Origin of the sequence: Bradyrhizobium sp. cf659 (assembly GCF_900113725.1) — a bacterium.
In the GTDB taxonomy this organism is placed as follows: Bacteria; Pseudomonadota; Alphaproteobacteria; order Rhizobiales; family Xanthobacteraceae; genus Bradyrhizobium.
In genome coordinates, this window is record NZ_FOQJ01000015.1 from 20,893 (window position 1) to 37,279 (window position 16,387).

General features: G+C 56.5%; 8 protein-coding genes. 1 reads left to right on the forward strand and 7 read right to left on the reverse strand.

Annotation, left to right across the window (positions count from 1 at the left end):
* Positions 1-166: 166 nt before the first annotated feature.
* From BM118_RS36410 to BM118_RS36430, 4 genes are all read right to left on the reverse strand, one after another.
* Positions 167-367, reverse strand: a complete 201-nt coding sequence (locus BM118_RS36410) for a hypothetical protein (protein ID WP_092192352.1) — start codon at positions 365-367, stop codon at positions 167-169.
* An 89-nt stretch (positions 368-456) separates the two neighbouring features.
* Complete coding sequence (locus BM118_RS36415) at positions 457-834, reverse strand: hypothetical protein (RefSeq protein ID WP_092192563.1); 378 nt, start codon at positions 832-834, stop codon at positions 457-459.
* A gap of 291 nt (positions 835-1,125) precedes the next feature.
* On the reverse strand, positions 1,126-2,751 hold the full coding sequence (locus BM118_RS36420; RefSeq protein WP_092192354.1) for a TnsD family Tn7-like transposition protein: 1,626 nt from the start codon (positions 2,749-2,751) through the stop codon (positions 1,126-1,128).
* A gap of 337 nt (positions 2,752-3,088) precedes the next feature.
* Entirely contained in the window at positions 3,089-4,027 is a 939-nt protein-coding gene (locus tag BM118_RS36430) for a LysR substrate-binding domain-containing protein (protein ID WP_177235015.1), read from the reverse strand.
* Positions 4,028-4,542: 515 nt separating this feature from the next.
* Between BM118_RS36430 and BM118_RS36435 the strand changes: the two genes are divergently transcribed.
* Complete coding sequence (locus BM118_RS36435; RefSeq protein ID WP_143099581.1) at positions 4,543-4,878, forward strand: helix-turn-helix transcriptional regulator; 336 nt, start codon at positions 4,543-4,545, stop codon at positions 4,876-4,878.
* A gap of 660 nt (positions 4,879-5,538) precedes the next feature.
* On the opposite strand, the gene BM118_RS36440 is transcribed toward BM118_RS36435, so the two are convergent.
* From BM118_RS36440 to BM118_RS36450, 3 genes are all read right to left on the reverse strand, one after another.
* A complete protein-coding gene (locus BM118_RS36440) occupies positions 5,539-6,948 on the reverse strand; it encodes an MFS transporter (RefSeq protein WP_143099582.1) in 1,410 nt (469 codons plus the stop codon).
* Positions 6,949-7,165: 217 nt separating this feature from the next.
* Positions 7,166-11,359, reverse strand: coding sequence for a type I polyketide synthase (locus BM118_RS36445; RefSeq protein WP_092192362.1), 4,194 nt, complete (start codon positions 11,357-11,359; stop codon positions 7,166-7,168).
* Positions 11,356-16,383, reverse strand: a complete 5,028-nt coding sequence (locus BM118_RS36450) for a MupA/Atu3671 family FMN-dependent luciferase-like monooxygenase (RefSeq protein WP_092192364.1) — start codon at positions 16,381-16,383, stop codon at positions 11,356-11,358. The genes BM118_RS36445 and BM118_RS36450 overlap by 4 nt, the downstream gene beginning before the upstream one ends.
* Positions 16,384-16,387 lie beyond the last annotated feature (4 nt).

Consider the following 16,387-nt stretch of genomic DNA (forward strand, 5'->3'; position numbering starts at 1 on the left):
CCAACGACCCCGGAACGGCGGACCGCGCGTACATCCGGCGCAGTCTGAGCTATTCCAAGGTCGTTCCAGCGCCGGAGTCTTTCTCTCAACGTCGCCGTTAGTACCCAGATGGGGACGGCAAAACCGCTTTTCAAGGGGCAAGAGCACCCCTTTTTCAGGCCGACGACTAGTTCGGGACTTCCTTGATCACCGGGCCGCGCGGCGCGGGCGCGGCAGGGGCTGCCGGCGCGGCCGCCGGGGCCGGATCGACCTTGGCCGGCTTGGGCGGCTTGCCGTACTGGCCGATCGGCCCGAGGACGACGGCGACCGCAAGCACGACCGCCGCGACGATCGCGCCCAAAATGCCACCCACCGACTCAGACGACATGGAATCCCATCCCTGTTCCAGATACGATCATTGATACCATGGATGAGCGCGCAGCCGGAAGAGCCACGGGACCGCAACGGCGGTTCGAATCATTTCTGCGGCGGCCTGTGCTTTACGAAAGCCGTCACGATGTCCTTCTGCGCCGACTCCACCGCCCTGTTCGCGGTCGCGAGATGGGCGCCGGAATCGATGTTCGGATATTGCGTGGTGAGATAGTCGAGTAATGCCACCCGGTAATATTGCCGCTCCGACGGACAGGCGCCCGCAACCGAGCGGCCAAAATCCTGTTCCGACAGGCCCTGATTGCTGTCGCGCGAATATTCCCGCGCCAGGCAATGCCAGTAATCGTCGCGCCCCTGCATGGCGAGCTTCTGCGCGCCCCTGGCATCGTCGTCATCCGCCATGACAGAATATGTCATGGCAGCAGATGTCATCATGAGCGCCGCTCCCAGCATCAGCATCCGCATCTTGTTCTCCTTCTTCGCAGATGTCATCAGACAATATAGTTTTTGAAGATACGGCAAAACGTCCAATCATTTCAAAACCCTTTGAAGCGCGCCTATCTCTAGAGTTTTAGCGGCGAGGTCATTGTGCGGCTTGTGACTAGCAGAATAGTTTTTACCGGCCTCACAAGTTTATGCGACACAACGTTGATCGGCGGACAGCGCCATTCGCACTTCCCTTGCGATTAAAACGAAAGTCGACAAGCTTTTCTCGATCAAAATGCTTGATTTGTAGGTAGACGTCAGCAGCTGTATCTAATGTGCCAGGCTCCCCTTCGTCGCCACCCTACCCACACGAGATTTAGATAGAATCCTCGCGCACCGTGGCATTCTAGCTGATTTTGAATTTAGATTCTTGATGCCACATTCCCGCTCCAATGCAGCGTAAGAAAGCTGCTTGCTCCCAGGCTTCGACCTAAGCGCCACTATCGCCGATCGAATTACGGACGCGCATGCCTTATCCAATGCTTGCCAATCTTTCTTAGGCCCGGTGGAACCATGCCACCCCGACTTTCCCAGTGTCGTTAGCCAAACACGATCAAGTTTGTAGAGTTTATCGTACACATCTTTTGATCTTTTCTTCAGCCAATCTTTCCGCAGCTCCGTGATCGAGCGCTCATCGCGCGCGCGTTCGAACTTGCTAGCTTTTCCCGCGGCCAATCGCGCAGCAGTTTCGACGGACATACTCATTTGAGAAGCCACCTTCTTAATCGAAAGCCCATTATCCTTGAGACGTTTGACCTCCATCGCAATGTAAGGTCCCCACATCGATACCTTAGATATCTTTGGAACCAACGGATCTGCTGCGGTCCCCTCACGGAATGAAAATCCGAATCCGCACGAACACACAGCCGCGAAGTGCCACTTCTTCAGACGTGATTGCCATCGTCGCTCGACCATTGGAATACGGAATAGATTATCGTGGTGCGCGTAGACATTGGGACATTTCCATTCGCCGATCATCGACTCGTCACTCATCCCCGCAACCGCGCCACTGGGCGTTTGCCGCAACCTTTCCTCGAGAAAGATTTGAACCAGCGCATGCAGGAATGGATTCAAGTGCACTTGGCTAGGCCGAAAAATCCTTTTCAGCCAACTATCGTGATCGACCAAATTTGTGTTGCAGCAGCCCATTTTCATGATCAGTTCTTGACTAAATACATTTGTGAAATCCGATACTAATTGGCGATGGGAGACGAACCTAGGATTCCCTGTCTCGTGTGAGTACCCGCAACGTATTGCCGCTCGCCGGTACTGCAGGTGAACATCGACAGCATTCCACGCTGTTCCCACTGCGCCTAAAAACTCAACACATCGAGTCGCCACTCGCCGGGCAAGGACGCGCTCCCCATCTTCCAAACTGGCGCACTGAGGCGCACATTTGAGATCGGCAAATGCAGTCGCATCTTGCAACCTGCTTGTTTTTGCAACCACCTCCGCTCGACTCACCCTAAGGGTCTCGCCGTGAGCTGCGCAAACAAGTGCGCCACTTATTTGGTGCGACCTCCGCCAGAACGTTTCACCAAAAGTAGAAAGGTCGTTCTGAACACAGGATCTGCAGAACCTCATAAAAGTCGGAAATCGCACGTATCTTTGCGCCTGCAGTCCAAGTTTCGTCGTAACGATCCCCTTACCCTCAGACCCCATCGCCTTCATGCACTTGGCGACGTCGGACGACGAATGAAAGCGCCCATAAAATGGAAGCATGGTATGCTGATTAATTACATCTGAGGAAGATAACCCCCAGCACCGCTCTATCACATCTTGGAGCTGATCCACAGGTGGTCCGAAGAGAACAGAGGTGTACCGACGACCAAACACCTCGGCCAGAGACCGAGGCGCAAAATAAGCACGCGGCGCCGATGAAATTGCCGAATTCATTTTTGGTGAGCGCGGAAGTCGTCGCCAAGTCTATTACCTCGCCGAGCGCTCGCGGCTACCTGTTTTCGGGCTCGGCTCTGTCCTCTGTGCACGCAAGAGCGTATTGCTTAAATGGATATCGGGACAGGAAAGCCGGGTACTGGATTCATCGGGTTAGGCTAGTCTCGAGAATTAGCTCGCAGAAGCGGTCGATAACCAACATCTTTCGTGAATCCAAATCGGAACACGATCACGCCGCCGATCCAGTCATTCGGGAACTGTTGGATAGAGTAGAGGGCACGGAAGCGCGTTCGACCTTGGGCTCACCTTAAAAGATGTTCCGCAAGTCCGTACATTCCTACAACGAATATGAGCCGGCTGACAAAGCGCGATCCGTGTCCTCGGCGGCTTGCGCGAGCCAGTTTACCAGAACTTTGGTGTGTGGATCTTCCGTGCGATCCTGGCTCCAACGCGCAATGTGAACCTTGTTTGATAGCACATGGGGAACGTTTGCTAGTGCGGGCACAAGGCGCCCGTCGCTGATTGCATCGGCGACGAGGAGAGAGCGGCCGATGGCGACGCCAGCCCCCTCCACGGCAGCGGCCAGACAAAGGCCCATGTCCCCCAATAAAAGACCGCGCGGCTCGGTGCGTTTAAGCCCAAGTTTCCCGAACCAATAGGCCCAACTCCATTCTCCCTCGGGAGGATGACCTTTCTGTATCAACGGGAGATCCAACAGTCCGGTTGGGTCCGACAAGGGCATGCCATGAGGAAGCAGAGACGGAGCGCAGACTGGAAAGATACGTTCGCGTAGAAGTGGTTGTTGCAATGGCGTGGCGCGGGACTCGGCGAGAGTGGTCCACAATATCCGCACGTCCAGCGGCGGTTCACCGACAGCCTCTGACTCGACTAACCGGAAATCGATCTCAATTTCCGAGTTGAAATGGCGAAAGCTCCTCAACCGGCGAACCAACCACCATCCGGCCAACGACGAGCCAGCTCCCAAGCGCAGCGTCTGTCGGGCCGTCCTATTTCTTAAGCTAGGCCCAAGACCGGCAATCTCGTTGAGGAGTGGTCCAAGCTCGCCCTCTAACTTTGCCCCGTCATCGCTCAGTTCGACTCCCGGATTACGTCGTATCAAAAGTTGCGTACCGAAGAATTCTTCGAGGCGGCGTACCTGATGACTGATTGCGCTCTGGGTAACTCCCAGTTCGTCGGCCGCGCGCGTAAACGAGCGATGGCGGGCGACTGCGTCGAACGCGACAAGTGGGCCGAAGGGTGGCATGCGGCGGATCATTTGGGCCTCGTGTACATGATACAGATTCATCCCGTTTTGAGAAGGGATCATTCGCGTCCCTCGGAGCTGTACGGCATTAAAGCGGTATGACTGTTGCCCCTTCGAGAAACGAACATCGATCGCAAAGCCTGCATTTTATGCAACAGCAGAAGCCAATCCGGGGTAGGCAGCCCCAGCTGGGGCCCTAGCGCGTCGTCATGCAGATTGCCAATGCTGTCGCCGCTCGATCAGGGACTATCCGAGACTTCCGAAACCACGATCTCCGCATGAATATCGCACATCCGTTCCGCTCGAGCTCCCACCAAGGCACTCTGAAAAGCGCTTTGGCCCGACTGGTGGCAGATCGCGCGGGACTTCTCGTAGGATTGTTCATTATTGGAGGAGCCAGCTCGCAAGACAGGCAACGGCGCATGAGCGCTTTATTCGCGAAGCAATATCTGACCTTTCAAACGAGATGCCGTTTGAGCCGACGATTTACAGTCCTGCTTTCAAAGTTGTGATTGAAGTTGAGTGTCATGATGTTTTTTGTTCCTCAACAAAAGATGATTTTTATCGGCATATCTGGACACCCACAAATCGCAACCATAGGATGCAACGCTAAGTCGGAAGGTTGGACGTCGTCAATGAACATCAGTCTTTCTGCGCGAGAAAAAGAATGCCTTAGCTGGGCTGCTCAAGGAAAATCATCATCAGAGATCGCGGATATTGTATCGATAAGTGTCCACACCGTTAATTTTCATCTTAAGAACTCGATGAAAAAGCTCGGCGTCAATTCTCGAACGACCGCTTGTCTTCACGCGGTTCGCCTAGGATTCATTGATACCCCGGCAGCTATGCACCATATGACGTAGCTGAGGTGCCTTTAAGCTCAGATACAGCGTGCCTCTGGCCAACATCTGACCGAACTCTTCAAGGAACGGTCGACGAAAGCGAGTTGATAATTCGACACCGATGCCGCGCCCGCGAACGCCTGCCGTCTGGGCATGGTTACGCAACTAGGCCTCTGAAACTCTGATTATGTGGATGTCCATAATCTCCTGGGAGGTTCGAGGAACGACGTGGCGTCCGAGTACCGCGGGCCGCGGGTCATTGCGCGCGACACAAGCAGCGACAAGCATCTCGTCGCTGAGGCGGTCCCGCGAATTCCTTGAGCGCCCAATATTTGAAGACTTGATTGCGTCATTGTGGCGCTGGGTCGCGTTCAAATCTGCAAGGACGTCGGCGGGCATACAGAGGTCCCTCGATTTGCGATGTATTCGACATCTACACCGAGCGAGTTTCCTCGTGTGAGGCCGACAACGATAAGACTACTAGAATGCGCGATGTTGCACGAATTAAAGTCTATCCAAGAGTTCGCGCTCACAATCTCCGGCCATAGGAGTTCGTCTTGCACTGCCACGATTCTTCTGGAGCTCGCAGCGCACTTGCTCGCCCCTTCACTCTTGCTCTGATCGCGCCTTACGCTGGCTATGGTTATCCATGCCACTGACTGCCGCTGCAAACGGCAACTCTCAATCCGAAGAATGCCACCCAATCAGGACAAAAACCGCCACCGAGCCCACCACAGCAGCGATCGCGGCAATTGCAAAGATCGTGGTAAATACATTGATCCCGACCAAAATTGAATTGGGCTGTTCCAGCGACGTTCTCAGAACAGCACCGAACATCGCAATCCCGATAGCGAACCCACCCTGACGGAGAATTACACTTATCGCAGAAGCCGCTCCCGCCTGCTCGCGACGTACAGATCCGACAATCCTCGCCGTTAGTTGCGGATTGAGTACACCATTTGCACACCCCGCGATGGCCATGCCAATAAGGCCCATGACGAGATGCTGCATCTGCGCCGCCGCAGCCATCACAAAGGCACCGATCGAAACGATCAGAAGCCCGGCGCCAAAGAAGACTCTCGCTTGCATTGCCAGTGCAATTCGGGCGGAGAACATGGGCAATGCAACCATCGGCATGGTTGCAGCGAGCATCAAAACCCAGGCGTCACTGAAAGAGCGGCCCAACCGTTCTTGCAGAAAGAGGGGTAGATAAATTAGCACAGCCCAGTAGGCGACCGACAACGCAACCGGCACGAGACAGAATCCAACGAATGTACGGCTGGAAAACAAATCGAGTTCTATAAGTGGTTGAGTGCCAAAGCGTTGGGTTGACCAGAAGGCGATAAAGAGCGCCAGCACCCATAGAATTGCAAGCCAACTGGGAATTTCGAACGTTGAGATGCGTGGGCCATGGAGCAGGAGCCAGACGACCGAAACAAGCAGCGCACTCAACGTCGCGATGCCGCGCAGATCAATTTTTCGTTTGGCTGGATCGCGCGATTCGTCGACTACTACGATCGCAGCAATTGCAATAAATAGGCATATAGGAATGTTGATCAAAAACACCCAATGCCACCCTAGTCGGTCGGCGATCAGGCCGCCCCCGGCCGGACCCAGCGCTGTTGCGAATCCAGACATTGCTCCTGTCCAGGCGAACGCGCGAGCGCGACTTGCTGTATTTGTATAGCGATTACCAATTATCGCGAGCCCAGAGGACATCATAAAGGCCGCGCCGACACCCTGGCCTACGCGGCCAATGATCAGAGACGTCTGATCTCCAGCAAAGGCACATTGGAGGGACGCGAGAAGGAAGATGGCATCGCCACCGAGTAACATCATGCGTCTGCCAAAACGGTCGGCGAGAATTCCGGCGGCCAACAAGAAGGCCGTGAGCGCAATGCTGTAAGAATCCATGAGCCAAGCGAATCCGCCGACATCGAGTGCCAGATCCTGTTTTACGAGGGGCATCACCATCACGATCGCGGTGATATCGAAATTCACGACGAATAATACCATGCCGACAATCGTAGGAACCAACGTGTTCGCCAGCGATGCCGATTCGTCTGAGCGGGTCGCACTTTGCACGGTCACTGTAGTCCCCTATCTGTAGGTATTGCCACATTTCGTGTGGGTTATCGGAGCACTAGCGGATGAATTGATCCGATAGAGAACACGTACGTTGGGAGCACTTTCGAGAGTTGAAGACGACGCGTTCCAAATGAAGCCAGTTCGGAACGCAAGACGATTGCCCAAAAGAATCTGAACGCGCTCTGGCTTCAATCATTGAAACGCCGCCGGTCCAAGACGCCTACTTCGCAGCAACGAGGGAAGGTGAATGTGTCGCCGGTTTCATCGTTGGTGCAGGCAACAAGCCGCTTTCCGCGAGCCGTCCGTACATTCTTGCAAAGTAGCTGCGGTCGAGCACCGGATATGGCTGCCCGAGTCGTTCGCGGAAGTGTCTGGAATTGTCGACACCGAACCGTGGCCAATCGTGATTATCGACTCTGACGTTGTCGAGCATATCTGTCAGAGGCAGGAGAGCATTGTCGCTCCCCGATTCAAGCTTTCGAACGAAGGCCGCGTGCCACTCGTCCCACGAAACGAGCGGTGCTTCATATCCGAACTCATTAAAATGACCGAACATATCTTCCCACGCTAGCGTTTCGGGATGGACAAGATGAAATGTGCGGCCGATCGCATCTTCTTGCAGCGAGAACAGCACCAGCATCCGGGCGACATCGTCCACGGTTCCGACTGGATAGGCTGCACGCCGGCGCGGAGCTAAGCCGAGATCGATGCACCCCTGAGTAAACTTGGTGAAGAAATCCTCCGGATTGGAAATCCCGGTATGCTGATGGCAGAGAACGTTACCGGGCCGATAGACCACGACGGGTACGCCTCGTTCAGCGGCCAGACGACAGAGGCCTTCGGCAACCCATTTGCTCTCTGTGTAGGACGATGAATGTCCGACCGGAGGTGGAAGCGGATCTTCTTCGCCAACGAACGTTGCGCCGGTTGTAAACGCTCCCGCGTTGACGAACAGCGTCGAAACGTAGTGGACGGTCTTGAGACGATGACGAGTCGCCAAGCGCAAAATCTCTTCGGTTCCGAGCACGTTTGCGGTCTTTAAGACCGAATATGGCCGGACGAAATTTACGCGTGCTCCGCAATGATATATTGCATCGAGTCGACCAGCCAGAACCTCGTAGTCAGCGGCTGGCACGCCCAGCCTGGGCTTCTCAAGGTCACCAGGAACGACGACAAGGCGACCGGGCTTCGGGGCTGGCAATCGGTTGCTTCGTAATATCTCCAGCAAGCGGAGCTCCCCTTCTACCGGATCGGCAGCCCTGACCAGGCAATAGACAGTTGCTTCCGTCTGCTGAAGAAGCTCCGACAGCAGGAAAGCACCGAGGAATCCCGTAGCGCCGGTAAGTAACACTGCTGATGCTTCTCCTGGCCGGGCGGCGGGAAGGCCGGATGCTCGAATTGTCGGATCCAGAACCACTTCCGCGGAAAGATCGACGGCGGATCGAATCCCTGCTGCGTCAATCAGTGCGGCCAATTTGCGGATGGTTGGCGAACCGAAGAAGTCCGTTATCTTGATAGGTGCGTCGCTTAGTGCGCGAAGATGTGGCAGCATTTGTGCCGCAAGCAGCGAGTGGCCGCCGACGGACTCGAAATTGTCATCAAGACCGATCTCGTTATAGCCTAAATGGCTCCGCCAAATCGCCGCGACGGCTCGCTCGCGTTCGGACATATCGGCGTTCTCGATATTGTCCGACACTTCGATCGGATCGGCTTCCGGAGAGAATGCTCTTTCTGCGGCATGACCTGACTCTTCGCCACTTGATCCGGGGCCGATAGCTCTGCCACGGTTGATCCAATAGCGCTTGCGTTGGAACGGATAGGTCGGCAGCGATTCACGGTGCGGCGCGTCAGCCCCAGTCAGGGATTTCAAGTCAATGGTTGCGCCAGACTGCCACAATCGGCCGGCTGCACCCAGCAGGCTTTCGAAGTCGGTACGCGGATCATTTGGGTGCCGCAACGATGGGATGGCATTCGGGCGTGATTTCGCATGTTGTGCGCCGGCAAGTGTGCAGAGCGTATTGCCCGGTCCAACCTCGAGCAAAATCGTGCCCGGCTGAGAAAGGGCTGTGCGAACCATGGATTCGAATTGAACGGGTGATCGAAGTTGTCGAGCCCAATAACCAGGATTTGTTGCTTCTTCGGGTCCGATCCAATCCCCAGTGAGGCAGGAGATATAGGGAATTGTTGGCGGTGAAAGGTGGTATTCACCCACGGTTTTTGAGAAATCCTCAAGATAGGGATCAACCAAATAGGAGTGGCTTGCCATTCGCACGGGCAGGACGCGACACGTGATCGCGCGCTGCGCCAACTTCTCGCTGAGGGCTTCGAGATCGGCATTGAGTCCGGAGACCAGACAGAGTCCAGGGCCATTTACCGCCCCTAAGGATAGCTTATCGCCAAGGAATGGTTTGATTTCAGATGCGGAAAGAGGAACGCCCATCATACGGCCTTCCGGAATGAGATCAAAAAGGCGCCCTCTCCTCACGCTTAGGTCCAACGCATCGGGTAGTGACAAAACTCCGGCCATGCATGCGGCAACATACTCGCCGAGGCTATGACCGAGCATGGCGTCGGGCTTGACGCCCCAAGACTGCCAAAGCCTGGCAAGGGCGTATTCGACGGTGAAGATAGCCGACAGCACGTTCGGCACCGACTCCCGATCCAACTCGATGCCAGGATAACGAGACGGAAACAGGTAGTGGCGGACGTCCATACCAAGACGCTGCAAAACAAGAGAGGCGCATAGATCGACCTGCTTCCGGAATTCAGGCTCACTTTCATAGATGTCGAGTGTCATGTCGGGATACTGGGTGCCTACCCCAGGAAACATGAATACGATTCGGGGCTTTGCCCCTTCGGGGGTGACCACCTGTGCGGGCTCGCGCAAGGCGCACACCGCACTGGCCGCGTCTGCGGCGACGACAAAGCGTCGCGATTGCAGTTTCGACCGTCCCTCCGAGAGGGTGAAGGCCACGCTCGCAAGGTTCTGATCAGGATGTTCATCGATGTGGTTGGCGAGACGCCCTGCCACCGCATCAACAGCCTTCTTATCGTGCCCGGATAGTACGAGTAATTCGTGCGTTCGGTGCCGCGGGCTAGCAACGGCTCTTGGCGGTGCTTCTTCGAGAATAACATGGGCATTTGTGCCGCCCACCGCAAACGCACTGACGGCAGCTCGGCGAGGCCCGTCAACAGATTTCCATTCCTGGGGTTCTGTTGGCACATAGAAGGGAGATGTATCGAGCTTGAGTTCGCGGTTCGGCTCTACAAAATTCGCCTGTGGCGGGATACATTTTCGTTCGAGCGCCAACACCGCCCGGATTAGTCCAGCCGCCCCGGCTGCGGCATCGAGGTGCCCGATATTGGCCTTTAACGAACCCAGAGCGCAGAAATTCCGGCGTTTCGTGCGGAGACGAAAGGCGTCCGTCAATGCCGACACCTCGATGGGATCTCCAAGACGCGTACCGGTTCCGTGCGCCTCCACGTATCCGATCGTGTCTGGATCTACCTCGGCCATGGTGTGTGCCGCGATGATAGCCCGCATCTGCCCTTCTGGGTTAGGTGCTGCGAAGCTGACCTTGTTACGTCCGTCATTGTTGATTGCCGCAGCTCGGATTACCGCTCGGATGTTGTCGCCATCGGCGATCGCGTCGCTCAGCCGTTTCAATGCGACAATTGCGCACCCCTCACCCGGAACCGCTCCGTTGGCAGCGGCATCGAATGGCCGGCAACGGCCATCAGGCGAGAACATCGCTCCTTCCGGCGCTAAGTAACCGGCGCTTAACGGCACTCGTATGGTAACGCCCCCTGCCAGCGCGATATCGCAGTCGTGCGAAAGCAGCGCCTGACATGCCAAATGCGTCGCGACCAGCGATGTCGAGCAAGCCGTCTGGACGGTGATGGCCGGACCTCGAAGATTGAGCTGATAGGCCACCTGTCCCGTGATGAAGTCCTTGTCATTGTAACGCCACGCGTAATGGACCAGGGGTGACCGTGCGAATTCCTCGTTGGTATAAAGGTTCAAGATATAGCGGTTCACGTAGCAGCCGCCATAGACGCCGATCATTCCCTCGAATCGGTGAGGGTCATAACCAGAGTCCTCAAGCGCCTCCCAAGCGCATTCCAGGAACATCCGATGCTGCGGATCAAGCATCGTCGCCTCACTCCGGCTGATGCCAAAGAACTCCGCGTCGAATTGGTCGGCATCGGTGAGGACTGCCGCGGCTGGAACATAGGAGGGATCACCATAAAGATGGCGTGGAACTCCGGCTGCATCCAACTGGGCAGGGTTGAACCATGTCACCGATTCAACCTTACCGTAAATATTGCGCCAGAGTTCGTCGGCTGTCCGTGCTCCGGGGGCGCGCACTGTCATGCCGACGATTGCAATCGCCTCTATATCCTCGTAGCTCATGCTGAATCTCCCGTAGTACCGATCCGTGTTCGTCGACCGCGTGAAGCGGCGAGGCGGCGTGTCGCCGCTTCCGCAGCGCGAGACGCGGAGCTGTTATGGACCTCTTGTGGTTGAGCGCGCGCCGCGAATGCGGCGGCGAGTGTCGCGATCGTCGGGTGGCGGAATAAATCCACGAGAGAGACATCCCCAACGCGGTCGAGTAGCAGACCCCGAGCTCCAACAATCAGTACGGAATTTCCGCCAAGGCTAAAGAAGTTGTCGTTCCGGCCGACTCTATCGATCTCCAGAACCTCTCGCCAAATCGCTGCGATCTTCTCTTCGAGATCGCCGAGCGGCGCCATATCCCCCTCGTTAGCATTGTGATGCACGACCGGATCTGGGAGCGCCTGCCGGTTAATCTTTCCGTTAGGCGTCTGCGGCAGGGCGTCAATCCAGACAAAGTCCGACGGGACCATGTAGTCCGGTAAGGTGCGTGAACAGAGAGCGCGCAACTCAGCAACAGTTGGGGGCGCATGCCCGGCAACAACCTCGCCATAGGCAACAATCCGCCGTCCATCGCCGTCTCCACGTACGTCGCAGACGACACGCTTAACCGCTTCGTGCGCGCCGATCGCAGCTTCGATTTCTCCCAACTCGATTCGCCGGCCTCGCAGCTTGACTTGGTGGTCAACTCTTCCGAGGAACTCCAGGTCCCCGGATGGGCGCCATCGGACCAAGTCACCGGTGTGATAGAGGCGCCCATAACCGTCGGCTGACAGATGGTCTGATGTGAACCGTTCGCTGGTTAGTTCGGGCCGGGCATGATATCCATCAGCGACGGCTTCGCCTCCGATTATCAATTGACCCGCCACACCGATCGGAACTGGGCGCATCGCGGCATCGACGACATAGGCGCGATAACCTGGCAGCGGCCGTCCGATCTTTGGCGCCTGATTGGGCGACACAGCGCAAGAAGTTGCCCACACGGTAGCCTCAGTCGGCCCATACATGTTGTGAACTGTGCCGCCAACGGCGTTGGCAAGGGCAGAAGCCAAATCCGGCGGTAGTGCTTCGCCGCCGACCAGGAACCGGTGCAGATGTTGCATTTGATCGCCCGAGTCGCGCTCCGCTAGGAGCATGCTGGCGAGAGTGGGTGTGCACTGGATGTGACTGACGCCATAACGTCGCATATCGTCGACAACGCTGCTGTCACCTTGGTACGCGGCCTCGTCTGCCGCCCGCTTGTTCAGGTACAATTCTTTAACTGAGGCCAATTCTGACAGGGCTTCTAGGACGATCTTGTCATCGATGCCGAAATCGATCAGACACCCGACTTCGTCGACACCGATCTCAGACAGCCTTGCCACGGTCGTCGCGGCGTCGCCGATGGAGCCGAGGAGCCCATATTCCTTAAAGAAGCGCTCGAACCCAAGATCGAGCAGACCCTCCAGTTCCTGCTCTGGGAGGTCTCGTATATTGACCCCACGCGCAGCGCCCAAACCGGCCATGAGATCATATGAAGAGCGGATGTAGTCTTTGAGTGGTTGGCGAACCAAGTCTTTAACTCGGTGCACGTCATTACCCACGAAGGTGTGTAGCATCAGGGTGACATGTCCACGCCCCGGCCAGCCGCTCCGGCTCCATGCGTCTCGATAGAGACCAATTTTCTCAGCAAGTTCGTTGAGACTCTGACCGATTAAGTGGGTAAGAACTCCGGCGCCGGCTTCCCCAGCTGCGACAAATGTTTCGGGGTGACGCGAGCTCGTCAACCAGATCGGCAATTCGGCCTGAACCGGCCGCGGATATACGGAAACGTCAATCTCCTTACCAACACCGTTCCGCCGACGTACCGTCCCGCCCTTCCACAACTTTCGAACTTCTCCAATACCGTGGAGCATCGCCTGCTTTCGGCCTTCGTATCGATCGCTGGCGAGCACGAAGTCATCGGGCTGCCAGCCCGATGCAAACGCAACGCCAATGCGGCCGCCGGATAGATTGTCCACGAGCGCCCATTCTTCGGCGACACGTAAGGGATCGTGGAGCGGTAGCACAACACTTCCCGCGCGAATGCTGATCCGTTCAGTTGTGGCGGCCAACGCTGCCGATAGGACGGATGGATTCGGGTAAAGTCCACCGAAGGCGTGGAAGTGGCGTTCCGGAGTCCATATGGCGGTGAAGCCGTTTTGGTCTGCGAATTTCGCGGCATCGAACAACAGGCGATAACTATCGGCTTTCATATCCCGGTCAGACGTGGCATTGCCGAAAAAGAAGAGACTGAATTCCATCGGCCGCTCCGAAGCGGAAGGCAGACGAGCAGGCAACGGTGGCGAGGAGGCAGCATTTATGAGTTTCTGATCGGCTCTGATCACCACCCGAAAGCCCTTCGTCAATGTCCAGAAAATCTCCAATACTGAGATGTCAAAGGAGATGCTTGTAACCGCGAGCCACGTGCCTGGCGCGTCGCCGCCGAATTGGGAATCCATCGCAGTGAGGAATGTCGCGAGGTTTCCATGTGTGACCCGAACGCCCTTTGGTCGTCCTGTCGAACCCGAGGTGTAAATCAGATAGGCAAGGTGTGTCGAAGCGGTCTTGACTGGCTTCAGTTCGAAGCCGGAATTCAAGACCATATCGACCGGCACCACGCTGGCTCCAAGGGAACGAGCCGCAGAAAGCATTGATAGCGTCGAAACGACGATCGCGGCTCCTGAATCGGAAACCATAAAGGACAAGCGGTCGCTCGGATATTCAGGATCAAGGGGCAGATACGCCGCGCCAGCTCTTAGAATTCCGAGCAACGCCACGACTGTTTGAACGGAGCGTCCCATGTAAACGCCGACGACGGAGTCAGGACCGACGCCGAGAGATTGGAGGTGTACTGCCAAGGCGTTCGCAGCCCCATTGAGTTCTCCATATGACATCGTACGCACGGCATCGACAACGGCTGGGGCGCTGGGAGTGCGCTCGACTTGAGCCACAATGCGTTCATGAACGAAATGGGGATTTTCCCTTACAGCTGTGCCGTAAGCCCACTCTGTGAGGAGAAGGTCACGCTCGGTCGTTGGTAAACTCTCCAGAAGTGCAAGATCAGCTTCCGGGCGGTTAACGCCTTCGGTGAGGATAGTTATGAAGTGCCCGACGATACGGCTTGCCGTCGCTTTATCGAATAGAGCCGTCGAATAGGCGAGCCGAATGCTGAGTGAAGAGCCATTACGGATAACGTTCAGCGAGAGATCCCCATGCGCCACGCTGCTCAGCCCCATGGGACGAAGTCCATCGCTCGTCGCTTCGTCCTCAATCAGATCGGGCTGGTCCTGCAAAAAAGCGAAGAATGCTTGGCAAACCGCGCCGTGTGCGGCATCGGAATCCGGTCGCAAAACCTCGACGAGGTCCGCGAAAGGCATTCGGTGCTCTTCATCGCGGCTCACCTCTGTCGTCAAGCGGTCGGTGAACTCGGAAAAGCAGCGCGACATGGAGACTGCTGGCCGCACGACGACGACATCCGTGAAGACACCACCGTTCGATTGAATTAGAGCGCCCTGCTTCCGCGGGAACAACGTGCCAATTGCGATATCCGTATCGCGATTATATCGCTGTAGGACCAAGGCGAAGGCCGCGAGACAAATCGTCTGCACAGACGCGTTGTGCCTCCTGCTAAAAGCGGCGACGCTAGCTTCCACCTCAGAAGGAAGGGTGTTCGTGATGCTCGCGTATCCAGTGTCTAGTTTTGGCGCGCGAGGCCTGTCTTCTGGCAGGTCGATGCACGGGGCGAGGCCCGTCAGGCGCTCGCGCCAGTAACTAATCAGCTGGCTCCGTTGTGGTTCAAATACGTGCGAGATCTGCCACTCGGCAGAAACAAAGATCTCTTCACGGCCAGCTGGTGTCCTCCAGCCCTGCGCCTCCGTCTGTACGAGGGCTCCAGAAGGTGAGCGCAGCCAAACATGGCCAACCACTCCGGGCGCGACCCGTTCGCCGAATCTGTCGGCAATAACTAACAACGCATCGCCGTTAGCTTCGTGAATCGCGACTAGCGGATCACTGTCAGCTGCGCTGATCGGCAGAAGCAGTTCGGGTGTTTGTCCGAATACCGCGAGTGCGACAAGGGCGTGGTGCTTTTCTGCGTGTGCAGCAATTGCCGCAGAATGTGCGGGATTCAACCCCGTCCCATGGATTATCAGCCCGTCAGCGGCTCGCAGTAGACTTGGTATTGCGGCCAACAGAATATCTGCCGTAGCCGGCGTCAAAAAGATGGACATGCCTCCATGCTCATCCGCCTCGGAAGACAGCGTTTTGACGAGCGTCGCCAAAGACTCGGTCGCGGCCGGCATTAAATGGGTGACGGAGCCCAAAAGTAATCCGGCCCAGAGCTCCAGCTGGAACTCTCTTGAGTGAGTCTCCGAGAACAGCGCAATTCGCGTCGCGTGGAAGCGGCGTTGCTTCAAGCCGTGCACAAAGGTCACAATTGGATCCTGGGCAACAATCGCCTTGCTTGATCCGGCCGCCAAAAGCTCGCCCGATTGAGGCGGCTCTGGATCGACGTGATCAGCGCCATTCAATGGCTCAACGCTGTGACAATCGTCCACGCAGATGACCGATGAAGATGGAAAACTCGTCAGTAAGTTGCCTTCTGTGAGAACGATCTTTCCCGATGTCGCCGCAATAAGGTCGCGTCGCCACATCGACGGCGACAACACTGAACTACTCCGCCCCGACAAGGCTGCGCCGATGATCGCAGCCACGAGATGAGGGCCTCGACCAGCGACGATGGCAATTCCCTGCCCGTTCTGGGAAACCGCCAAAACACGATCAGCGATTGCCTTGGCTCGCTCGTTGAGCGCACGATTCGTAAGGACGACATCTCCGCATCGGAGCGCGATCGCTTCAGGGTTCTCCTCGATGCGCCTCAACCACAGGGATGCCAGTGTCGGCCCAGGCGACCCATCCCACGAAGCCGAGAACGACTCCGGAAACTCTGATCTTCCATCATACGAGCGCGCTTGTCCGGCAAAAGCGCAATCAACTCCAGCCGGTTGGAAGTGGTCTATCATGTCC